This is a genomic window from Streptomyces sp. M-16 (assembly GCF_052114405.1).
GTDB lineage: Bacteria > Actinomycetota > Actinomycetes > Streptomycetales > Streptomycetaceae > Streptomyces.
In genome coordinates, this window is sequence record NZ_JBFRER010000063.1 from 1 (window position 1) to 20,701 (window position 20,701).

Here is a 20,701-nt window from a genome sequence, read left to right on the forward strand (position 1 = left end):
CGCCGCCGCCGCGACCCCGGCTTCCGCCGCCGCCGCGACCCCGGCTTCCGCGCCCGGCCCCGGCCCGGCCCGCGGATCCGGCCCGTCGGCCGTCACCGGGGGCTCCGCCCCCGGCCACCCGTCCGCGGGCCCGGGGACCGCGGACGGGGCCCCCGCATGGGCCGGGTCCGGGATCGACCCCGACGAGCTGCCCGACGGGCTCGTCGTCGCCGACCACACCGGCCGGGTGATCTGCTTCAACCGGGCCGCGGCCCGGATGACCGCCACCGACCCGGGCCAGGCCCTCGGCGCCCGCATCGACCGGGCGCTGCCGCTCGAAGACCTCGAAGGCCGCCGCTGGTGGGCCCTGACCGACCCGTACGGCGGCCTCGCCACCCGCCGCGGACAGCCCGAGCGGAATCTGCTCCTGCCCGGCGGCCGCGAGGTGCTCGTCTCCGCCCGCTACGTCCGCAGCCACCCCACCGGCCCGCTGTGCCGCCTCGTGGTCACCCTGCGCGGCACCGAGGCCCGCCGCCGCACCGAACGCAGCCACGCCGAGCTGATCGCCACCGTCGCGCACGAGCTGCGCTCCCCGCTGACCTCGGTGAAGGGCTTCACGGCGACCCTCCTGGCCAAGTGGGAGCGGTTCACCGACGACCAGAAGCGGCTGATGCTGGAGACCGTCGACGCCGACGCCAACCGCGTCACCCGCCTGATCGCCGAGCTGCTCGACATCTCCCGCATCGACTCCGGCCGCCTGGAGGTGCGCCGCCAGCCGGTCGACATCGCCGCCGCCGTCGGCCGCCACGTCCAGGCGCTCACCGCGAACGGCCAGGCACCCGAACGCTTCCTCGTCCGCGTGAGCCGCCCCCTGCCCGACCTGTGGGCCGATCCGGACAAGATCGACCAGATCCTCGGCAACCTCCTCGAAAATGCGGTGCGCCACGGTGACGGAACGGTCACCATCGACGTGGCGCCGCACGAGAAGGGAACCGCCGTCACCGTGACCGACGAAGGCCCCGGGATCCCCGAGGAATCGATGGGCCGCGTCTTCACCCGCTTCTGGCGGGGGAGCAAGCGCGGCGGCACCGGCCTGGGCCTGTACATCGTCAAGGGCATCGTGGAGGCCCACGGCGGCACCATCACGGTCGGCCGCGGCCCCGGCGGCGGGGCCGAGTTCCGATTTATCCTGCCCGTGAGCGCACCGGCCTACCTCACGCAGTAACCCTGCGGAGCGTCTCGCCAGGCGGCCCACGGGCTCCTCCACCCCCGACGGCCCTTAGACTCGTCCTTTGGCACCTTTGTGTCCTTGTGCCGATCGAGTCGTACGGGGACCACCAGCCAGCCATCGGAAGTACGGGAAGAGATGTCGGCACCGAACAAGTCGTACGACCCTGTCGAGGTCGAGGCACTGAAACCGGAAGAGATCGAGCGCATGCGGGACGAGGCGCTCGCCGCCTTCGCGTCCGCCGGCGACCTCGACGAGCTCCGCGAGGCGAAGACCGCGCACATGGGCGACCGCTCGCCCCTGGCGCTCGCCAACCGGGAGATCGGCGCGCTGCCCCCGCAGGCCAAGGCCACGGCGGGCAAGCTCGTGGGTCAGGCCCGCGGCGCCGTGAACAAGGCCTTCGGGGCCCGCACCGTGGCGCTCGAAGCCGAGCGCGACGAGCGGGTGCTGGTCGAGGAGGCGGTGGACGTCACGCTGCCCTACGACCGCGTGCCCGCCGGCGCCCGCCACCCCCTGACCACGCTGATGGACCGCATCGCGGACATCTTCGTGGCCATGGGCTACGAGGTCGCGGAAGGCCCCGAGGTCGAGGCGGAGTGGTTCAACTTCGACGCCCTCAACTTCACGCCCGACCACCCGGCGCGCCAGATGCAGGACACGTTCTTCGTCCAGGGGCCCGAGGGCACCGAGGGCGACGAGTCCGGCGTCGTGCTGCGCACCCACACCTCCCCGGTGCAGGCGCGTTCGCTGCTGGAGCGCAAGCCCCCCGTCTACATCGTGTGCCCGGGGCGGGTCTACCGCACCGACGAGCTCGACGCGACGCACACGCCCGTCTTCCACCAGGTCGAGCTCCTCGCCGTGGACGAGGGCCTGACCATGGCGGACCTCAAGGGCACGATGGACCACATGGTCCAGGAGCTGTTCGGCGAGGGCACCACCACGCGCCTGCGCCCGCACTTCTTCCCCTTCACCGAGCCGTCCGCCGAGATGGACATGCAGTGCTACGTGTGCCGCGGCGCCTCGGTGGGCAACCCCGACCGCCCCTGCCGCACCTGCTCCAGCGAGGGCTGGATCGAGCTCGGCGGCTGCGGCATGGTCAACCCCAAGGTGCTGACCGCCTGCGGTGTGGACCCGGAGAAGTACAGCGGGTTCGCCTTCGGCTTCGGCATCGAGCGGATGCTGATGTTCCGTCACAACGTTGAAGACATGCGAGACATGGTCGAGGGTGACGTTCGTTTCACCCGGCCCTTCGGGATGGAGATCTGATGCGGGTCCCGCTTTCGTGGCTGCGGGAGTACGTAGACCTCCCCGCAGGTGAGACCGGCCGTGACGTGGCGGCCAAGCTCGTCGACGCCGGCCTGGAGGTCGAGACCGTCGAGCAGCTCGGCGCCGGGCTCAAGGGCCCCCTGGTCGTCGGCCGGGTGCTGACGATCGAGGAGCTGGAGGGCTTCCGCAAGCCGATCCGCTTCTGCACGGTCGACGTCGGCTCCGCCAACGGCACCGGTGAGCCGCAGGAGATCGTCTGCGGCGCCCGGAACTTCTCCGTCGGCGACAAGGTCGTCGTGGTCCTGCCCGGCGCCGTCCTGCCCGGGGACTTCGCGATCGCCTCGCGCAAGACCTACGGCCGCACCTCGCACGGCATGATCTGCTCCGGCGACGAGCTGGGCATGGGCGACGACGGCACGCACGGCATCATCGTGCTGCCGCCGGAGCACGAGGTCGGCACCGACGCGATCGAGCTGCTCCAGCTCGTCGACGAGGTCCTCGACATCGACATCACCCCGGACCGCGGCTACTGCATGTCCATGCGCGGCGTGGCCCGCGAGGCCGCCACCGCCTACGGCCTGCCGCTGCGCGACCCGGCGCTGCTCGACGTGCCCGCGCCGAACTCGTACGGCTACCTGGTCAAGATCGACGACCCGGCCGGCTGCGACCGCTTCACCGCCCGCACCGTGACCGGTCTCGACCCCGAGGCCCGGTCCCCGATCTGGCTCACGCGCCGCCTCCAGAAGGCGGGCATGCGCCCGATCTCGCTCGCCGTCGACGTCACCAACTACGTGATGCTCGAACTCGGCCAGCCGCTGCACGCCTACGACCGCTCGCGCCTCGACGGCGCCATCGGTGTCCGGCGCGCCGAGCAGGGCGAGAAGTTCACCACCCTCGACGGGGTCAAGCGCACGCTCGACGCCGAGGACCTGGTGATCACCGACAACAGCGGCCCCATCGGGCTCGCCGGTGTCATGGGCGGCGCCAACACCGAGATCGCCGACTCCGTCACCGACCCGGAGACGGGCGCCGTCACCGGCACCACGGACGTGGTCGTCGAGGCCGCGCACTTCGACTCCGTGTCGATCTCGCGCACCGCCCGCCGCCTGAAGCTCTCCTCCGAGGCCTCCAAGCGCTTCGAGCGGGGCGTCGACCCGCAGGCCGCCGCCGCGGCCGCGCAGCGGACCGTCGACCTGCTCGTGCTGCTCGCGGGCGGTACCGCCGAGGCCGGGGTCACCGAGCTGACCGCCCCGGGCGCCCCGCGCACCATCGCGATGCGCGCCGACCACCCGGACCGGGTCGCGGGCATGGACTACGGCCGCGAGACCGTCGTGCGCCGCCTCCAGGAGGTCGGCTGCGACGTCTACGGCCAGGACGAGCTCGTCGTCACCGTCCCCTCGTGGCGTCCCGACCTCGCCGAGCCCAACGACCTCGCCGAGGAGGTCATCCGGCTGGAGGGCTACGGGAACCTCCCGTCCACCCTCCCGCAGGTGCCCTCCGGCCGCGGCCTGAACGCCCGGCAGCAGCTGCACCGCCGGGCCGGCCGCGCGCTGGCCGCCTCCGGCTACGTCGAGGCGCTGAGCTACCCGTTCCTCGGCGAGGGCGTCTTCGACCAGCTCCAGCTGCCGGCGCACGACGCCGCCCGCCAGGTGGTCAAGCTGGTCAACCCGATCTCCGACGAGGAGCCGGCGCTGCGCACCACGCTGCTGCCGGGTCTGCTCGGCGCGCTGCGCCGCAACGACAGCCGGGGCAGCCACGACCTCGCGCTCTTCGAGACGGGCTCCGTCTTCCTCGCCGGCGACCGGCCGGGCGTCGCCGTGCGCCTGCCCGTGGACCGTCGTCCCACGGACGAGGAGATCGCCACCCTGAACGCGGCCCTGCCCGCGCAGCCGCGCCACGCCGCGGTCGTGCTGGCCGGGGCCCGCGAGCAGGCCGGCTGGTGGGGCAAGGGCCGTCCGGCCGACTGGGCCGACGCGGTCCAGGCAGCCCGCACGCTGGCCGTCGAGGCCGGTACCGAGCTGGTGGTCCGCCAGGGCCAGTACGGCCCCTGGCACCCGGGCCGCTGCGCCGAGCTGGTCGTCGTCCTGAACGGCGTGGAGACGGTCATCGGCCACGCCGGTGAGCTGCACCCCCGCGTGGTCAAGGCGATGGGTCTGCCCGCCCGTACCAGCGCCATGGAGATCGACCTGGACCGTCTCGCGGCGGCCGGCGGCGAGGCCCTCCAGGCGCCCCGGATCTCCTCCTTCCCGGTGGCGACCCAGGACGTGGCGCTGATCGTCGACGCGTCGGTCCCGGCCTCCGAGGTGGAGACCGCGCTGCGCAAGGGGGCCGGCGAACTGCTGGAGTCCCTGCGGCTGTTCGACGTGTTCACCGGTGAGCAGGTGGGCGAGGGCAAGAAGTCCCTCGCGTACGCGCTGCGCTTCCGCGCGACCGACCGCACGCTGACCGCCGAGGAGTCCACGGCCGCGCGCGACGCGGCGGTGGCCCTGGCCGGCGAGCGGACCGGGGCGGTGCTGCGCGGCGCGTAGCGCCCCGCCGCAGAACCCGATCGAGGGGCCCTTCCGGATCACCGGAGGGGCCCCTCACTCATTCGGGTGAGAAGAACGGTGACACGTGTCCGGTACGTCAGGAGGTCGACACAATCGTTCCGGCCGTCGAGCCGGAGGGGAGCGTCCTACGGATGATCACGCGCACGGAGAGGCCCCGGGTGCGCCGGGTGTGCGCCCTCGCCCGGGGCGGCGCCGCGGTGTCCTGGGACCCGTCCGCCCCCGGGCGGCCGGGGCCGGGCCTCGCCACCTGCGCGGCCTTCCTGCTCCTCGCCACGGGCTGCGCGCTGCGCGTCCGCCACGGGCTGGTGGCCGAACTGCGCCGCTCGCGGGAGATCGCCGGAGCCACCCAGCAGGTCCTGCTGAGACCGCTGCCCGGGCGGATGGACGGCCTGGCGCTCGCGGCGGCCCAGCTGTCGGCGAGCCGGGGCGCGTCCGTGGGCGGGGACCTGTACGAAGCGGTGACCACGGCGTACGGCGTACGGGTGCTGATCGGGGACGTACGGGGCCACGGCCTCCCGGCCCTGGGGGCGGCCGCCGCGGTAGTGGGCTCCTTCCGCGAGGCGGCCCACGACGAGCCCGAGCCCGCCGGGGTCCTGCGGCGGATGGAACGCTCCCTGGAGCGGCACCTGCGCGAACGCGCCCGCGCCGAGCCCCCGGCGGCCTCACCGCAACGGCCGCGGTCCACGGTGGCGGAGGAGTTCGTGACGGTGCTGCTGCTCCAGATCGCGGCGGACGGTTCGGTGGAGGCCCTGAACTGCGGTCACCCCTGGCCCTACCGCCTCGACCCGGCACCGGCGTCCGTCCCGCCGGGCCCGCCGGCGCGCACGGTACGGCCGCTCGCGGGCGGCGAGACGCTGCCGCCGCTCGGGGTGGTTCCCCTGCCGCCGGACCTGCGGTCCCGGTACTGCGGGGAGATCGGCCCCGGCGAGGTCCTCGTGCTGTACACCGACGGCGCCGAGGACGCCCGGGACCGCCGGGGCCGCTTCTTCCCGCTGCGGGGCGTCCTCGCCCGGGAGCCGGCGCCCACGCCCGCGCGGCTGGTCGCGGGCGTGCACGCCGCACTGCTGCGCCACACCAGAGGACGGGTCACGGACGACGTGACCCTGCTGGTGCTCCGCAACGACCGGGGCGACCGGGGCGGGCGCCCCTGACGGGCCGCTCCTCCGGCCGGGCCGGGTGCGTGCCGGGCGGCGGAGCCGTACCGGCCCTGCACCGGTCCGGCCGTCTCCGCGCGACCGGCGGAGCCACTCCGCACCGGGCCGGTGGAAGGGCCCGGTGCGGGTGCGGCCCGGCTCCTGGCGGGCGCCCGGCGACCAACCGGGCCCCGGCGCGGAGCCGTGGTGCGCCGCCCGCCTGCCATGGAGTGTCGGGCAGACAGCAGGGCGGGCGGCGCGGTGCCGGGTCGTCGCACTGTACGAGGGGGAGCCGACGACCCGAGCGGCCTCCTTGGCGAGGCTCTTAAGTGAAACCCCGCGGGGCCCCTCCGCGGCAGGGTGCGCATCGCATTTATGCGCGTACTCGATTCACACCCCGTGTGAATCGAGCACACCGCACCCCGCACGGGGCCCCCAGCCACTAGCCTGGATCCGACGAGCCCTTGGAGGGCCCATGCAGCCCAACGCCCTGCTCGACGCCCTCCTCGCCGAGGCGGGCATGTCCCACGCAGGACTCGCCGCGCACGTCAATCAGGCGGGCCGGTCGCGCGGACTCGCGCTGCGCTACGAGCACACCGCGGTCTCGCGCTGGCTGAAGGGGCAGCGCCCCCGCGGCCAAGTGCCCGACCTGATCTGCGAAGTGCTCGGCGGACGCCTGCGACGGCCCGTCGGACTGGAGGACATCGGGCTCGGGATCCCGGGACAGCACAGCCCGCACACGACCCGGATCGGCGGCTTCGTCGACCGCGCCACCGCCCTGTGGCGCTCGGACGAACTGGGCCGGCCCGCGCTGCTCACCGCCGAGGCCGTCACCGGGACCCCGGCCGTGATCCCGGTGTGGGAGTGGGAGAACCCGCCGGAGGACGCCGACGTGTCCCGCTCCGGCCCGCACCGGATCGGGCCCGAGCACATCGAGGTCCTGCGGGCGGCCCGCGCGCACTACGAGCTGATGTACCGGCGGGCCGGCGGGATGGCGACCCGCGCCCGGATCGTCCGCTTCCTCGGCAGCGAGACCGCTCCGATGCTCCGCGGCAGCTACCCGGACGGGATCGGCCGGCTCCTGCACCGGGCCACCGGGTCCCTCGTGGCGGTCGCCGGGATCTGCGCGTACGACTCCGACGCCCACGGGCTCGCCCAGCGCTACTTCCACCAGGCGCTGCGGCTCGCCAAGGCCAGCGGGGACCGGGGGCTCGGCGCGTACGTGATCGCCCTGCTGGTCAACCAGTCGCTGCACCTGCGGGAGTACCGCCAGGCCGTCGCCTTCGCGGAGGCGGCGCTGCGCGCCGCCGGACGGCACACCACCCCGGCGCTGGCCGCGGACCTGTACGCGATGCAGGCCAAGGCCTACGCCCAACTCGGTGATCCGGTGGCCGCGTTGGCCTGCATCCGCAGCGCGGAGGCGGCCGCCGAGCGGATCCGGCCGGGCACGGAGCCCGATGAGACGGGCTACGTACAGCCCGGACTGGTCAACGTACAGGTGGCGGAGGCGCTGCTGAGCCTGGGGGACCTCGACGCGGCGCACGCCCAGGCCGCGGAGGCCGTGGGGACCCCCGCGCACGACCGGGGGAGGGTGCACCGGCTCGCGATGCTGTGCGAGATCCAGCTGCGCCAGGGCGAGGCGGACCGCGCGGTGGCCTCGGCGGCCGAAATGGCCGAACGGGCCAAGGGGATGGAGTCGCTGAGGCTGCGCGACCGGCTGCGGGCGGTCCGGGAACAGCTGCTGACCAGCGGGTACGCGGGCGCGGAGGAGACCGCGCAGCTCATCGACGGGGCGTTGCGCGTTCCCCTGTGACGGCAGGAACTGCTGCCATGTTGCCACCGACGGATGCGAAAGGTGGCACAACCGTGCAGTGGACGAACCTGAGTGAGCAGACCGTGTACAAGAACCGATGGTTCGACGTGAACCTCGCGGACGTGGAACTCCCCGACGGCCGGCACCTGGACCACTTCGTGATCCGGCTGCGCCCGGTGGCCGTGGCCACGGCCGTCAACGAGGCCAACGAGGTGCTGCTGTTGTGGCGGCACCGGTTCATCACCGACAGCTGGGGCTGGGAACTGCCCGCCGGGGTGGTCGAGGACGGCGAGGCCGTCGAGGCGGCGGCGGCGCGGGAGATGGAGGAGGAGTCGGGCTGGCGGCCGGGGCCGCTGCACCACCTGATGACGGTGGAGCCGTCCAACGGGCTGACCGACGCCCGCCACCACCTCTACTGGGCGGAGGGGGCCACGTACGTCGGTCACCCGCAGGACGACTTCGAGTCCTCGCGGCGCGAGTGGGTCCCGCTGAAGCTCGTGCCGGACATGATCGCGCGCGGCGAGGTCCCGGCCGCCAACATGGCGGCCGGGCTGCTCCTGCTGCACCATCTGCGGCTCGGCTAGGCCGGCCGGCGGTGCTCCCCCCGCGCGTCCGCGCCGGGTGTCAGCCGTAGGGGTAGAAGCCCGAGCCGGTCTTGCGGCCGAGGCGGCCCGCGTCGACCATCCGCTGGAGCAGCGGGGGAGCGGCGTACAGCGGCTCCTTGAACTCGGCGTACATGGAATCGGCGACCGAGGCGACCGTGTCCAGACCGATCAGGTCCGCCAGCTTCAGCGGGCCCATCGGGTGGGCGCAGCCCAGCTCCATGCCGTTGTCGATGTCCTCGCGGCTCGCGATGCCGGACTCGAACATCCGGATCGCGGAGAGCAGGTACGGGATGAGCAGGGCGTTGACCACGAAGCCGCTGCGGTCCTGGGCGCGGATCGCGTGCTTGCCCAGCACCTTCGCGACCAGGGCCTCGGCGCGCTTGACGGTTTCGTCGGACGTGGTCAGGGCCGGGATCAGCTCGACGAGCTGCTGCACCGGGGCCGGGTTGAAGAAGTGGATGCCGATGACCTGGTCGGGCCGCGAGGTCGCGACGGCCAGCTTGACCAGCGGGATCGAGGAGGTGTTGGAGGCGAGGATCGCGTCCGGGCGGGTGATCACCTGGTCGAGGACCTGGAAGATCTCCGTCTTGACCTGCTCGTTCTCGACGACGGCCTCGATGACGAGGTCGCGGTCGGCGAACTCGCCGAGGTCGGTGGTGAAGGTGAGGCGGGCCAGGGTGGCGTCCCGTTCCTCCTCGCTGATCTTGCCGCGTTCGGCGGCCTTGGTCAGGGAGTTGTGCAGCCGGGTGCGCCCGATCTCCAGGGCCTCGCCCGTGGTCTCGGCGACCATCACCTCAAGACCGCTGCGGGCGCACACCTCGGCGATGCCCGCGCCCATCTGGCCGCAGCCCACCACGCCGACCCGTGCGATGTCGGTCGGGAGGGTAGAGAGGTCCGTCACATCGTGCCTTTCGCTGCTCATCCATCGCGGGTCCCCCGGAGGGGGCAGTGGTAACTGCGTCCGGCGCCCGCCACGCCCCCCGACGTTACCCCCGTCCTTGCCCCCGGTGGCCGGGTGGGGCGGGCATGCTGGGCGCACGCAGAGTGATGTCACGGAGCGGAACGGAGTCGTCACATGGCGCACATCGGACGGCGGGGGCTGCTGGCGGGGGCCGCGGGGGTGCTGGCCACGACGGCGGCGGCCGCCCCGGCGGGGGAGCGGGGGGCGGTGCGGGGGTCCGGCGGTGGGCGGGCGCCGGTCCCGCAACTCAGGGGGATGTGGATCGCCACTGTGGAGAACGTCGACTGGCCGTCCGGGGCCGGGCTGTCCGCGCGGGAGCAGCGCGCGGAGCTGACCGGGCTCCTCGACACGGCCGTGGAGCGGCGGTTGAACGCCGTGTTCCTCCAGGTCAGGCCGACGGCCGACGCCCTGTGGCCCTCGACGAAGGAGCCCTGGTCGCAGTGGCTGACGGGGGTGCAGGGGCGGGATCCCGGCTGGGACCCGCTGGGCACCGCGGTCGCCGAGGCGCACGCGCGGGGGCTGGAGCTGCACGCCTGGTTCAACCCGTACCGGGTGGCCAACCACACCGATCCGCAGCGGCTCGCCGCGGCGCACCCGGTCCGCCGCAACCCCACCTGGGCGGTGCCCTACGGGGGCAAGCTCTACTACAACCCGGGGCTGCCGCAGGTGCGGGCCTTCGTCCAGGAGGCGATGCTCGACGCCGTCTCCCGCTACCCGGTCGACGGGGTGCACTGGGACGACTACTTCTACCCGTACCCGGTCGACGGCCAGGAGTTCGACGACGACGAGGCCTACGAGCGGTACGGCGGGTCCTTCGCCTCGCGCGCGGACTGGCGCCGCCACAACACCGACACCCTGGTGAAGGAGATGTCGGACCGGCTGAAGGGCGTCCGCCCGGCGGCCCGCTTCGGGGTCAGCCCCTTCGCGGTGTGGCGCAACAGCGACCGGGACCCGCTCGGCTCCCGGACCCGGGCGGGCGTGCAGACGTACGACGACCTGTACGCGGACACCCGCAAGTGGGTCCGCGAGGGCTGGATCGACTCGATCGTGCCGCAGGCGTACTGGCAGATCGGCCACCCGTCCGCCGACTACGCCGCGATCGTGGAGTGGTGGGCGGAGACCGTCAGGGGCACGCGGGTGGCCCTGTACGCCGGGGAGGCGCTGTACCGCTGCGACGCCGAGAGCTCCACGCCCGCCTGGCGGGATCCGGCGGAGCTGTCGAAGCACCTGACCCTCGCGGCGCGGCACGCCGAGGTCCGCGGGCACGTCTACTTCTCGGCGAAGCAGGTTGCCGCGGACCCCAACGGTGCGATGGCCAGGGTCGTCGCCGACCACTATCCGACGACGGCGGCGCCGCGTTGAGCGGGGCCGCCACCCGGGTCAGGGGGTGTGGTCGGCCGGGTGCTTGACGACGCAGTCGGGGCCGGGGGACATGACCGCCTCGTGGCCGTCCGTGAAGCGGACCCGGTAGGGAGGGGTTCCGTTCTCGCCCAGTACCTGGGTGATCTCGCCGACCTTGTCGTGTTGTCCCACGACCCGGCCGTGCTGCACCAGCTGGTCGCCCTCAGTAGCGCGCATAGCTGACCTCCTCGGTGGCGGTCCGATCCGGTGTTAGCAGTTTAGGGCGATTACAGGCTATTTGACCCGTTGGGTCACGGCGATGCAGACCAGCACCGCGCCGGCGGCGGCGGGCGCCGCCGGGGAGAGGTGCTCGCCCAGCAGCGCCACCGACCAGACCAGGGTCAGCAGGGGCTGGGCGAGCTGCAGCTGACTGGCCCGCGGGGCGCCGATCTCGGCCATCCCGCGGTACCAGACGTACAGGCCGAGGAAGGTGGAACCGGCCGCCGCCCACACCAGGCCCGCCACGCCGTGGGCGGTCAGGTGCACCGGCTCGTACGCGAGCCCGAGTGCGGAGCCGGCCACGGTGAGCGGCAGGCACAGCACCAGGGCCCAGCCGATCACCTGCCAGCCCGGCATCAGCCGGGCCAGCCGCCCGCCCTCGGTGTAGCCGGCGGCGCACACCACGAGCGCCCCGAACAGGTAGGCGTCCCCGGTGGAGAGGGCTCCCCCGCTCTGGGCGAGCGTGAAGCCCAGGACGACCGCCGCTCCGGCGACGGCCGCCGCCCAGAAGCGGGGGGACGGCCGGGCGCCGGTGCGCAGGGCGGAGAAGGAGGCGGTGGTCAGCGGGAGCAGTCCGACCACGACGGCGGCGTGCGAGGTGGTGGAGGTCTGCAGGGCGAGGGTGGTCAGCATCGGGAAGCCGGCCACCACGCCGCCGGCCACGACCGCGAGCCCCGCCCAGTGCGCGCGGGCCGGCAGGGGGACCCGCCCGGCCAGCAGGAAGCCGCCCGCGATGAGGGCGGCGAGGACGCTGCGCAGGGCGACGAGCGACCAGGGGCCGAAGCTCTCCAGGCCCCAGGCGGTGGCGGGGAAGGTCAGCGAGAAGGCGACGACGCCGAGGAGGGCCAGGACCGTGCCGGTGCGGGTGCCGCCGGCCTGTCCGGTGGTGGCCGCCCGCGTAGCGCTGCCGGTGCTGCCGTCCGTGACGCCGGCGGTGCCGCCCGCGACGCCGGCGGTGCCGCCCGCGACGCCCGCGCCGGCGTGCGCGCCGAAGGGGTGACCGGTCGGCCTAACCGCTATCGGGCCGGAGGGAGTAGCGCTATTCTGTGCTGTCATGTACGAGCGTAGCAGTGTGGCGGAACTGGCGGAAAGCCTGCGGTCGGAGCTGGACCGCTATCCGGTGGGTGGAAAGCTCCCGTCCAGCCGGGCCCTGGTCGAGCGCTACCGGGTCAGCCCGGTCACCGTTTCCCGGGCCCTCGCCCTGCTCGCCGCCGAGGGGCTCGTGGTCACCCGCCCCGGCGCCGGGGTGTTCCGGTCCCCGCCGCGCACGGAGGCCGGCGCCTCCGGCGACACCTCCTGGCAGGAGGTCTCCCTCAGCGCGGAGGGGACCGGTGAGGTGGTTCCCCGCTCGGTGGACGCCTCCGGGGTGATGGCCTGTCTGACCACGCCGCCGCCCGGGGTGATCGGACTCAACAGCGGCTACCTGCATCCCTCCCTCCAGCCGGAGCGGGCCATGGCCGCCGCGCTGGCACGGGCCGGACGCCGCCCGGGGGCGTGGGGGCGGCCGCCGGTGGAAGGGCTGCCCGAGCTGCGCGACTGGTTCGCCCGCGAGATCGGCGGGGCCGTGGGGGCCGCCGACGTGCTCGTCACCGCCGGCGGGCAGAGTGCGCTGACCACGGCCCTGCGGGCACTGGCCCCGCCCGGGGCGCCGGTCCTCGTGGAGTCCCCGACGTACCCCGGGCTGCTCGCCATCGCCCGCGCCTCCGGCTGCCGGCCCGTACCCGTACCCGTGGACACGGACGGGGTCCGGCCGGAGCTGCTCGCGGCCGCCTTCGAGGCCACCGGGGCGCGGGTGTTCGTGTGCCAGCCGCTGTTCCAGAACCCGACGGGCGCGGTGCTGTCCGCCGCCCGCAGGCCCGAGGTGCTGAGGATCGCGCGGGCCGCCGGGGCCTTCGTGATCGAGGACGACTACGCGCGGGCCCTGGCCCACGAGGACGCCGGTCCGCCGCCGCCCACCCTGGCCGCCGAGGACGCCGACGGGGTGGTGGTGCACGTCCGTTCGCTGACCAAGGTCACCTCGCCGAGCCTGCGGGTGGGCGCGCTGGCCGCCCGGGGCCCGGTGCTGGACCGGCTGCGCGCGATCCAGGTGGTGGACAGCTTCTTCGTGCCCCGGCCGCTCCAGGAGGCCGCCCTCGAACTGGTCGGCGCGCCCGCCTGGCCGCGTCATCTGCGGTCCGTCGCCGCCGAGTTGCGCCACCGGCGGGACGTGCTCGCGGGCGCGCTGCGGCGTGAGCTGCCGGGGCTGGAGCCCGTCCGGCTGCCGACCGGCGGGTACCAGCTGTGGACCCGGCTCGGCGAGGGCGGCGATGACGCGGCCTTCGTCGCCGAAGCCCTGCGCGCCGGGGTCGCGGTCGCGCCCGGCCGGCCGTTCTTCTGCGCCGAGCCGCCCGCGGCCCACGTCCGGCTGAGCTTCGCCGGGGTCTCGGGTCCGGGAGAACTGGTGGAGGCGGTGCGGCGGATGCGGGGCGGGCTGTCCGCGGCGCCCGTAAACCCCGTTGAGGAGGGCGGAGGGGCGTTCTAGCCTGCCCGCATGACCGCCATAGTGATCACCTCCCTCGCCCGCCGCCCCGAGCTGGCGGCCAGGCTCTGGGACATGGAGGACTCCTGGCCGGAGTTCGCCGGCCACGACTGCCTGGCCTGGCTGCTCTACCCGCGGATGGTCGCCGAGTTCCCCGAGTACGTCTGGATCGCGACCGACGGCGAGACGGTGGTGGCCCGGGGCTTCAGCCTGCCGTTCGCCCTGCACACCCCCGAGCGGGCGGGCGCGCTGCCCGCGCAGGGCTGGGACGCGGTCCTCATGTGGGCCTTTTCCGACCGGCGGCGCGGGATCCGGCCCGACACGGTCAGCGCCATCGAGATCTCCGTCGCCACCGGCCGGCAGGGCGAGGGTCTCTCCGGCCGGATGCTGGCCGCCATGCGCGAGGGCGCCCGCGCCGCCGGGTTCGCGGAGCTGGTGGCCCCGGTCCGGCCCAGCGGGAAGCCGGCCGAGCCCGACACGCCGATGGCGGAGTACGCGTACCGGACCCGCGAGGACGGCCTCCCGTACGACCCGTGGCTGCGGGTCCACGTGCGCGCCGGAGCGGTCATCGACGGGGTGGCGCCGCTCTCCATGACCATCAACGGCACGCTCGCGCAGTGGCGGGAGTGGACCGGGCTGCCCTTCGACACCCAGGGCCCGGTCCTCCTGCCCGGTGCGCTGGCGCCGGTCCACTGTGAACCGGAACGCGACTTCGCGGTCTACGTCGAACCCAACGTGTGGGTCCGCCACCGGCTGGACGGCTCTTGACGCCGCTGACTACGACGCCGGTCCGCCCGCTCCCGACCGCACCGGAAAACCCCTGGTGAGCGGCCCCACCACCAGGGGCTGTGCGGCGGCGAGCGCGAGGCACAGGGCCGCGGTGGCCGCCCACAGGGTGCCGGCGCCGGCCCGTTCGAGCAGCTGGGTGGCGGTGACCGGGGCGGCGACCGTGGCGATGCCCCAGCTGATGCCGTACGCGGCGAGGTAGCGGTCGGTGCCGCCGGGCGGCGCCAGGCCGGCCACGACGCCGAGGACCCGGGCCAGGACCAGCATCTCGCCCACGCTCAGCACGGCGGTGGCGGCCAGGAACGCGGGCAGGCCCCGCGCCATGGCGTAGCCGGCCAGACCGGCCGCCAGCAGGGCGTAGCCGAGGGCCATGGCCGCGGGGTCGGGCAACGCGGCCAGGCGGCGCAGGCGCAGCGCCGGCTGGGTCGCGACGACGGTCACGGCCGAGGCGGTGAACAGGAGCCCGGCGTCGGCGGGCCGGAGGCCGCGGTGGCCGAGGGTGAGCGGGAGCGCCATCACGATCTGCATGGACACGAGCGCGAACGCGGTCCCGGAGGTGAACATCGCCCAGAGCCCCCGGTCCCGCCACGGACGCACGGGTCCGTCGTCGCCGCCCGCGTCGCCGTCGCCGCCCGCGCCGCCGTCGTTTCCGTCGCCCCGCGCGGCGTACGGGCCCCGGGGGCCGTCGGCCGGCAGGGCCAGGCGCAGGGTCAGCGCGCAGGCCAGGCAGGTGAGCGCGTCGACGACGAACAGCCAGCGCAGGTCCCACCGGCCCAGCCCCGCCGCGATCAGACCGGCCCCGGTGCCGCCGACGGCCAGCGCGGCGTTGAGCGCGCCATAGGCGCGCACCCGGTCTGCCGGGCCGACGGCGTCGGCGATCAGCGCCTGGCTCGGCGGCTCGTACAGCTCGAAGGACAGGCCGAGCAGGACCGCGAAGACGGCCACCGCGGCGAGGGAGCCCGCGGCGGCGATGCCCAGCTGGGCGAGGGCGCAGCCGACGAGTCCCAGCACGATCGTGCGGCGGCGCCCGATCCGGCCCGCCAGCCGGCCGCCCGCCACCCGGGAGGGGATCGTGGCGAGGCCGAAGCCCGCCGAGACCAGGCCCGCCGTCGTGGTGCCCGCGCCGAACTCGGTGCCGATCAGGACGGTCAGGAAGGGCAGGGAGAAGGCGCCGAGCCGGTTGATCGCCCGCGCCACCACCAGCAGCCATACGGTCCGCGGCATGCCCCCACCTCTCACGTAACTGTCGAATCGAGTAATGTCGGTTACGGCTATGGACGCTAGCGATCGAAGGGGTGACCGGTCAAGTGATGTTCGACAGTCACGTAGCGGTACTGCTGGAGCAGGCGGTGGCGCTCGTGAACGTCCTGACGGACGGAGAGGCGCGCGGCCGCCCGTATACGGCTCCGCGCGGGGCGGAGCTGCCCGCCGCGATCGAAGGGGCGGTCCCGCGCGTCGCGGCGTCGCTGCCGCGCGCCGTCGACGCCGCGCAGGCGGACTACTTCGTCGGCGCGGCCCGGCGCATGCGCGAGGTCTTCCGGGCGATGCAGGATGGGGATGTGGACGCCGCGGCCGCGACCGTGAACGACCTGCTGCGCGACACCGGGGCCCGGCCGAGGCTGGACCGGACGGGGGGTGAAGCGTGGCAGATGCACTTCCACGGCCCCGACGACTCCTTCGCCGCGGGCGTCAACGCGGGCAGCGCCACCGCGCTGGCCCTGGCGGTGGGCGGCGGCCTCGCGGGCCGGCTGGGCGTGTGCCGGGCCGACCGCTGCGACCGCGTGTACGTGGACACCTCGCGCAACGCCGCCCGCCAGTTCTGCTCCACCGCCTGCCAGAACCGAACCAAGGCCGCGGCCTTCCGGGCCCGGCGGGCCTGAGGCGCCGGGAGGAGGAAGATCGGAAGGCGATTGCATAAAAGTGCAGCCCTACGTATAGTCATGCCATCGAGGAGGAGGTCCGATGGTGGTACGTGTAGCGGTGGCCGGAGCGAGCGGGTACGCGGGCGGTGAGGTCCTGCGCCTGCTGCTCTCGCACCCCGAGGTCGAGATCGGCGCGCTGACCGGCCACTCCAACGCCGGACAGCTCCTCGGCGGCCTGCAGCCCCACCTCGTCCCCCTCGCCGGCCGGACCCTGGAGGCCACCACGCCCGAGGCCCTCGCGGGCCACGACGTCGTGTTCCTCGCCCTGCCCCACGGGCAGTCCGCGGCCGTCGCGGCCCGGCTCGGCGACGACGTGCTCGTCGTCGACATGGGCGCCGACCACCGGCTGAAGGACTCCGCCGACTGGGACCGCTTCTACGGCGCCCCGCACGCCGGGACCTGGCCGTACGGCCTGCCCGAGCTGCCCGGACACCGCGCCGCGCTGGCCGGCACCAAGCGGATCGCCGTCCCCGGCTGCTTCCCCACCGCCGTCTCGCTCGCGCTGTACCCCGCCTACGGGGCGGGGCTCGCGGAGCCCGAGGCCGTGATCGTCGCCGCCACCGGCACCTCCGGCGCCGGCAAGGCCCTCAAGCCGCACCTGCTCGGCTCCGAGGTGATGGGCACCGTGACCCCGTACGGGGTCGGCGGCGTCCACCGGCACACCCCGGAGATGGTGCAGAACCTCTCCCCGTTCGCCGGGGAGCGGGTGTCCGTCTCCTTCACCGCGAACCTCGTCCCCATGCCGCGCGGCATCCTCGCCACCTGCTCGGCCAAGGCCCTCCCCGGCACCACCGCGCAGTCGCTGCGCGCGGCGTACGAGAAGGCGTACGCGGACGAGGCCTTCGTCCACCTGCTCCCCGAGGGCGTGTGGCCGACCACCAAGTCCGTGTACGGCTCCAACGCCGTCCACCTCCAGGTCGCCCACGACGAGTCCGCCGGCCGGATCATCGCGATCAGCGCCATCGACAACCTGACCAAGGGCACCGCCGGCGGCGCGGTGCAGAGCATGAACATCGCGCTCGGGCTCCCCGAGACGCTGGGTCTTTCCACGATTGGAGTCGCGCCGTGAGCGTTACGGCTGCACAGGGGTTCACGGCGGCGGGCATCGCCGCCGGGATCAAGGCGAACGGCAATCCCGACCTGGCCCTCGTGGTCAACAACGGGCCGCGTCTGGCCGCCGCGGGCGTGTTCACCTCCAACCGGGTCAAGGCCGCGCCCGTCCTGTGGTCCGAGCAGGTCCTGCGCGGCGGTGCCGTCAGCGCCGTCGTCCTGAACTCCGGCGGCGCCAACGCCTGCACCGGCCCCCGGGGCTTCCAGGACACCCACGCGACCGCCGAGAAGGCGGCCACCACCCTGGGCGGCGGACACAACGCCGGGGAGATCGCCGTGGCGTCCACCGGCCTGATCGGCGTCCTGCTCCCCATGGACAAGCTGCTGCCGGGCATCGAGACCGCCGCGGCCGCCCTCACCGCCGACGGCGGCGAGGACGCCGCCATCGCCATCAAGACCACCGACACCGTGCACAAGACGGCCACCGTCACCCGGGACGGCTGGACCGTCGGCGGCATGGCCAAGGGCGCCGGCATGCTCGCCCCGGGCCTGGCCACCATGCTCGTCGTCCTCACCACCGACGTCGACCTGGACAGCACCACCCTCGACCGGGCGCTGCGCGCCGCCACCCGGACCACCTTCGACCGGGTCGACTCCGACGGGTGCATGTCCACCAACGACACCGTGCTGCTGCTGGCCTCCGGGGCCTCCGGCGAGGTCCCGGCGTACGAGGAGTTCGCCGAGGCCGTACGGACCGTCTGCGACGACCTCGCCCGCCAGCTCATCGGCGACGCCGAGGGTGCCAGCAAGGACATCCGCATCGAGGTCATCGGCGCGCTGACCGAGGACGACGCCGTCGAGGTCGGGCGCTCCATCGCCCGCAACAACCTCCTCAAGTGCGCCATCCACGGGGAGGACCCCAACTGGGGCCGGGTGCTCGCCGCGATCGGCACCACCAAGGCCTCCTTCGACCCCGACCGGCTGAACGTCGCCATCAACGACGTGTGGGTGTGCAAGAACGGCTCCGTGGGCGAGGACCGCGACCTGGTCTCCATGAAGGGCCGCGAGGTCCRCATCACCGCCGACCTGGCCAACGGCGGCGAGTCCGCCGTGATCTGGGGCAACGACCTGACCGCCGAGTACGTCCACGAGAACAGCGCGTACAGCTCATGAGCACGGCCAGGAGGCACACCGCGCTGCCCAAGGCCGAGATCCTCATCGAGGCCCTGCCGTGGCTCACCCGGCACAACGGCAAGATCGTCGTCATCAAGTTCGGCGGCAACGCCATGATCGACGAGGACCTGAAGGCCGCCTTCGCCCAGGACGTGGTCTTCCTGCGCCAGGCCGGCCTCAAGCCGGTCGTCGTCCACGGCGGCGGCCCGCAGATCAACGCCCAGCTGGACAAGCAGGGCCTGGTCAGCGAGTTCAAGGCCGGTCTGCGGGTCACCACCCCCGAGGCCATGGACGTCGTCCGGATGGTCCTGGCCGGCCAGGTCCAGCGCGAGCTCGTCGGGCTGCTCAACCAGCACGGGCCGCTTGCCGTCGGCATGACCGGCGAGGACGCGCACACCATCACCGCGACCAAGCACAGCCCCGAGATCGAGGGCGAGCTCGTCGACATCGGCCGGGTCGGCGAGATCACCGCCATCGACACCGGCGCGATCGAGGCGCTGCTGGCGGACGGCCGGATCCCGGTCATCTCCTCCATCGCGCGCAGCGCCGACGACCACCACGTGTACAACGTCAACGCCGACACGGCCGCCGCGGCGCTCGCCGCCGCGCTGGGCGCCGAGACGCTGATGGTCCTCACCGATGTGGAGGGCCTCTACGCGGACTGGCCCAACAGCGACGAGGTCATCAGCCGGCTCACCGTCAGCGAGCTGGAGAAACTGCTGCCCGAGCTGTCCAGTGGCATGGTGCCCAAGATGGAGGGCTGCCTGCACGCGGTGCGCGGCGGGGTCGGCACGGCCCGCGTGATCGACGGACGGGTCCAGCACTCGATCCTGCTGGAGATCTTCACCGACGAGGGCATCGGCACCATGGTCGTGCCCGACGCCCAGGGAGGGGCACGGACATGACGGGCAATCAGGACTACGCCGCCCGCTGGCAGCACGCACTGACCAACAACTACGGCACCCCGCCCCTGGCCCTCGTACGGGGCGAGGGCGCCCAGGTCTGGGACGCGGACGGCAAGCAGTACACCGACTACGTCGGCGGGATCGCGGTCAACGCCCTCGGCCACGCCCACCCGGCGATCGTCGAGGCCGTCACCGCCCAGATCTCCACCCTCGGCCACGTCTCCAACCTCTACGCCTCCGAGCCCGTCATCGCGCTCGGCGAGCGGCTGCTCCAGCTCTTCGGCCGCGAGGGCCGGGTGTTCTTCTGCAACTCCGGCGCCGAGGCGGTCGAGGCGGCCTTCAAGATCGGCCGGCTGACCGGGCGGACCCACATGGTCGCCACCGACGGCGGCTTCCACGGCCGGACCATGGGCGCCCTCGCGCTCACCGGCCAGCCGAAGAAGCAGGCCCCCTTCCTGCCCCTGCCGGGCGAGGTCACCCACGTCCCGTACGGCGACGTGGAGGCCCTGCGGGCCGCCGTCACCGAGGAGACGGCGCTCGTCGTCATCGAGCCGGTGCAGGGCGAGAACGGGGTCGTCGTCCCGCCCGCCGGGTACCTGACCGCCGCCCGCGAGATCACCCGCGCGACCGGCACCCTGCTGGTCCTCGACGAGGTGCAGACCGGCATCGGCCGCTGCGGCCAGTGGTTCGAGCACCAGGCCCACGAGGGCGTCGAACCCGACCTCGTCACGCTCGCGAAGGGGCTCGGCGGCGGTCTCCCGATCGGCGCGGTGGCCGCCTTCGGCCCGGCCGCCGACCTGCTCCAGCCCGGCCAGCACGGCACCACCTTCGGCGGCAACCCGGTCGCCTGCGCGGCCGGCCTCGCGGTGATCGACACCATCGCCGCCGACGGCCTGCTCGACCGGGTCAAGGCGCGGGGGGAGCGGCTGCGCTCCGGAATCGAATCCTCCGGTCATCCCCTGGTCTCCCACGTCCGCGGGTCCGGCCTCCTGCTGGGTATCGTGCTGACAGAGCCGCTCGCGCCGAAGGTGCAGCTCGCGGCTCAGGAAGCCGGATTCCTGGTCAACGCGCCCGCCCCCGACGTCGTACGGCTGATGCCCCCGTTCGTCATCACCGAGGCCGAGGTCGACGCGTTCGTCCGGGCGCTGCCCGGCATCCTCGACGAAGCGGGACGATCCGGAGAATGAGACGAC

General features: G+C 74.0%; 18 protein-coding genes. 14 read left to right on the forward strand and 4 right to left on the reverse strand.

The window, feature by feature from the left end:
- The 6 genes from AB4039_RS25690 to AB4039_RS25715 all read left to right on the forward strand — a co-directional run.
- Positions 1 to 1,204: ATP-binding protein (locus tag AB4039_RS25690; RefSeq protein ID WP_442271931.1), on the forward strand; the 1,204-nt coding region annotated here is incomplete at its 5' end.
- A 141-nt stretch (positions 1,205 to 1,345) separates the two neighbouring features.
- On the forward strand, positions 1,346 to 2,473 hold the full coding sequence (gene pheS, locus AB4039_RS25695; RefSeq protein ID WP_266838095.1) for a phenylalanine--tRNA ligase subunit alpha: 1,128 nt from the start codon (positions 1,346 to 1,348) through the stop codon (positions 2,471 to 2,473).
- On the forward strand, positions 2,473 to 5,001 hold the full coding sequence (gene pheT, locus AB4039_RS25700) for a phenylalanine--tRNA ligase subunit beta (RefSeq protein WP_442271932.1): 2,529 nt from the start codon (positions 2,473 to 2,475) through the stop codon (positions 4,999 to 5,001). Before pheS ends, pheT begins: the two co-directional genes overlap by 1 nt.
- 152 nt (positions 5,002 to 5,153) lie before the next feature.
- The gene (locus tag AB4039_RS25705; protein WP_442271933.1) at positions 5,154 to 6,173 is read left to right on the forward strand and encodes a PP2C family protein-serine/threonine phosphatase; all 1,020 of its coding nucleotides are present in this window, start codon (positions 5,154 to 5,156) and stop codon (positions 6,171 to 6,173) included.
- Between the two features lie 457 nt (positions 6,174 to 6,630).
- Complete coding sequence (locus AB4039_RS25710) at positions 6,631 to 7,968, forward strand: transcriptional regulator (protein ID WP_266838089.1); 1,338 nt, start codon at positions 6,631 to 6,633, stop codon at positions 7,966 to 7,968.
- Between the two features lie 53 nt (positions 7,969 to 8,021).
- Entirely contained in the window at positions 8,022 to 8,552 is a 531-nt protein-coding gene (locus AB4039_RS25715) for an NUDIX domain-containing protein (protein WP_266838087.1), read from the forward strand.
- 40 nt (positions 8,553 to 8,592) lie between these two features.
- On the opposite strand, the gene AB4039_RS25720 is transcribed toward AB4039_RS25715, so the two are convergent.
- A complete protein-coding gene (locus AB4039_RS25720) occupies positions 8,593 to 9,495 on the reverse strand; it encodes a 3-hydroxybutyryl-CoA dehydrogenase (protein ID WP_266838085.1) in 903 nt (300 codons plus the stop codon).
- Positions 9,496 to 9,648: 153 nt separating this feature from the next.
- On the opposite strand from AB4039_RS25720, the gene AB4039_RS25725 reads away from it, so the two are divergent.
- Positions 9,649 to 10,896, forward strand: coding sequence for a glycoside hydrolase family 10 protein (locus AB4039_RS25725; protein ID WP_442271934.1), 1,248 nt, complete (start codon positions 9,649 to 9,651; stop codon positions 10,894 to 10,896).
- Positions 10,897 to 10,914: 18 nt separating this feature from the next.
- Here AB4039_RS25725 and AB4039_RS25730 read toward each other — a convergent pair whose 3' ends face one another.
- On the reverse strand, positions 10,915 to 11,112 hold the full coding sequence (locus tag AB4039_RS25730) for a DUF1918 domain-containing protein (RefSeq protein ID WP_266838081.1): 198 nt from the start codon (positions 11,110 to 11,112) through the stop codon (positions 10,915 to 10,917).
- A 57-nt stretch (positions 11,113 to 11,169) separates the two neighbouring features.
- On the reverse strand, positions 11,170 to 12,210 hold the full coding sequence (locus AB4039_RS25735) for a DMT family transporter (RefSeq protein WP_442271935.1): 1,041 nt from the start codon (positions 12,208 to 12,210) through the stop codon (positions 11,170 to 11,172).
- Here AB4039_RS25735 and AB4039_RS25740 point away from each other — a divergent pair.
- Together AB4039_RS25740 and AB4039_RS25745 are read left to right on the forward strand one after the other, a co-directional pair.
- Positions 12,209 to 13,675 (forward strand): aminotransferase-like domain-containing protein, encoded by a 1,467-nt coding sequence (locus AB4039_RS25740; RefSeq protein ID WP_266838077.1) that lies wholly within the window; start codon positions 12,209 to 12,211, stop codon positions 13,673 to 13,675. The two genes, AB4039_RS25735 and AB4039_RS25740, sit on opposite strands and share 2 nt — an antisense overlap.
- Before the next feature lie 9 nt (positions 13,676 to 13,684).
- The gene (locus AB4039_RS25745; RefSeq protein ID WP_442271936.1) at positions 13,685 to 14,440 is read left to right on the forward strand and encodes an N-acetyltransferase; all 756 of its coding nucleotides are present in this window, start codon (positions 13,685 to 13,687) and stop codon (positions 14,438 to 14,440) included.
- A 9-nt stretch (positions 14,441 to 14,449) separates the two neighbouring features.
- Here the strand turns inward: AB4039_RS25745 and AB4039_RS25750 are convergent, their stop codons facing one another.
- The gene (locus tag AB4039_RS25750) at positions 14,450 to 15,682 is read right to left on the reverse strand and encodes an MFS transporter (protein WP_442271937.1); all 1,233 of its coding nucleotides are present in this window, start codon (positions 15,680 to 15,682) and stop codon (positions 14,450 to 14,452) included.
- Between the two features lie 86 nt (positions 15,683 to 15,768).
- On the opposite strand from AB4039_RS25750, the gene AB4039_RS25755 reads away from it, so the two are divergent.
- The 5 genes from AB4039_RS25755 to AB4039_RS25775 all read left to right on the forward strand — a co-directional run bounded on the left by AB4039_RS25755 (position 15,769) and on the right by AB4039_RS25775 (position 20,695).
- Complete coding sequence (locus AB4039_RS25755) at positions 15,769 to 16,338, forward strand: CGNR zinc finger domain-containing protein (RefSeq protein ID WP_266838071.1); 570 nt, start codon at positions 15,769 to 15,771, stop codon at positions 16,336 to 16,338.
- An 82-nt stretch (positions 16,339 to 16,420) separates the two neighbouring features.
- Positions 16,421 to 17,449: an N-acetyl-gamma-glutamyl-phosphate reductase gene (argC, locus tag AB4039_RS25760; protein ID WP_266838069.1), complete on the forward strand. Its 1,029-nt coding sequence runs from the start codon at positions 16,421 to 16,423 to the stop codon at positions 17,447 to 17,449.
- Positions 17,446 to 18,603 carry a bifunctional glutamate N-acetyltransferase/amino-acid acetyltransferase ArgJ gene (gene argJ, locus AB4039_RS25765; protein ID WP_442271938.1) on the forward strand — a complete coding sequence of 386 codons (1,158 nt, stop codon included), beginning with the start codon at positions 17,446 to 17,448 and terminating at the stop codon, positions 18,601 to 18,603. Before argC ends, argJ begins: the two co-directional genes overlap by 4 nt.
- Positions 18,600 to 19,508 carry an acetylglutamate kinase gene (gene argB / locus AB4039_RS25770; protein ID WP_266838065.1) on the forward strand — a complete coding sequence of 303 codons (909 nt, stop codon included), beginning with the start codon at positions 18,600 to 18,602 and terminating at the stop codon, positions 19,506 to 19,508. The genes argJ and argB overlap by 4 nt, the downstream gene beginning before the upstream one ends.
- On the forward strand, positions 19,505 to 20,695 hold the full coding sequence (locus AB4039_RS25775; RefSeq protein WP_266838063.1) for an acetylornithine transaminase: 1,191 nt from the start codon (positions 19,505 to 19,507) through the stop codon (positions 20,693 to 20,695). Before argB ends, AB4039_RS25775 begins: the two co-directional genes overlap by 4 nt.
- Positions 20,696 to 20,701 lie beyond the last annotated feature (6 nt).

Excerpts from the sequence above, each read along its gene's own strand:
- pheS (WP_266838095.1), top strand. The coding sequence starts at position 1,346 with ATGTCGGCACCGAACAAGTCGTACGACCCTGTCGAGGTCGAGGCACTG.
- pheT (WP_442271932.1), top strand. The coding sequence starts at position 2,473 with ATGCGGGTCCCGCTTTCGTGGCTGCGGGAGTACGTAGACCTCCCCGCA.
- AB4039_RS25705 (WP_442271933.1), top strand. The coding sequence starts at position 5,154 with ATGATCACGCGCACGGAGAGGCCCCGGGTGCGCCGGGTGTGCGCCCTC.
- AB4039_RS25710 (WP_266838089.1), top strand. The coding sequence starts at position 6,631 with ATGCAGCCCAACGCCCTGCTCGACGCCCTCCTCGCCGAGGCGGGCATG.
- AB4039_RS25720 (WP_266838085.1), bottom strand. The coding sequence starts at position 9,495 with ATGAGCAGCGAAAGGCACGATGTGACGGACCTCTCTACCCTCCCGACC.
- AB4039_RS25725 (WP_442271934.1), top strand. The coding sequence starts at position 9,649 with ATGGCGCACATCGGACGGCGGGGGCTGCTGGCGGGGGCCGCGGGGGTG.
- AB4039_RS25730 (WP_266838081.1), bottom strand. The coding sequence starts at position 11,112 with ATGCGCGCTACTGAGGGCGACCAGCTGGTGCAGCACGGCCGGGTCGTG.
- AB4039_RS25740 (WP_266838077.1), top strand. The coding sequence starts at position 12,209 with ATGTACGAGCGTAGCAGTGTGGCGGAACTGGCGGAAAGCCTGCGGTCG.
- AB4039_RS25735 (WP_442271935.1), bottom strand. The coding sequence starts at position 12,210 with ATGACAGCACAGAATAGCGCTACTCCCTCCGGCCCGATAGCGGTTAGG.
- AB4039_RS25745 (WP_442271936.1), top strand. The coding sequence starts at position 13,685 with ATGACCGCCATAGTGATCACCTCCCTCGCCCGCCGCCCCGAGCTGGCG.
- AB4039_RS25750 (WP_442271937.1), bottom strand. The coding sequence starts at position 15,682 with ATGCCGCGGACCGTATGGCTGCTGGTGGTGGCGCGGGCGATCAACCGG.
- AB4039_RS25755 (WP_266838071.1), top strand. The coding sequence starts at position 15,769 with ATGTTCGACAGTCACGTAGCGGTACTGCTGGAGCAGGCGGTGGCGCTC.
- argC (WP_266838069.1), top strand. The coding sequence starts at position 16,421 with ATGGTGGTACGTGTAGCGGTGGCCGGAGCGAGCGGGTACGCGGGCGGT.
- argB (WP_266838065.1), top strand. The coding sequence starts at position 18,600 with ATGAGCACGGCCAGGAGGCACACCGCGCTGCCCAAGGCCGAGATCCTC.
- AB4039_RS25775 (WP_266838063.1), top strand. The coding sequence starts at position 19,505 with ATGACGGGCAATCAGGACTACGCCGCCCGCTGGCAGCACGCACTGACC.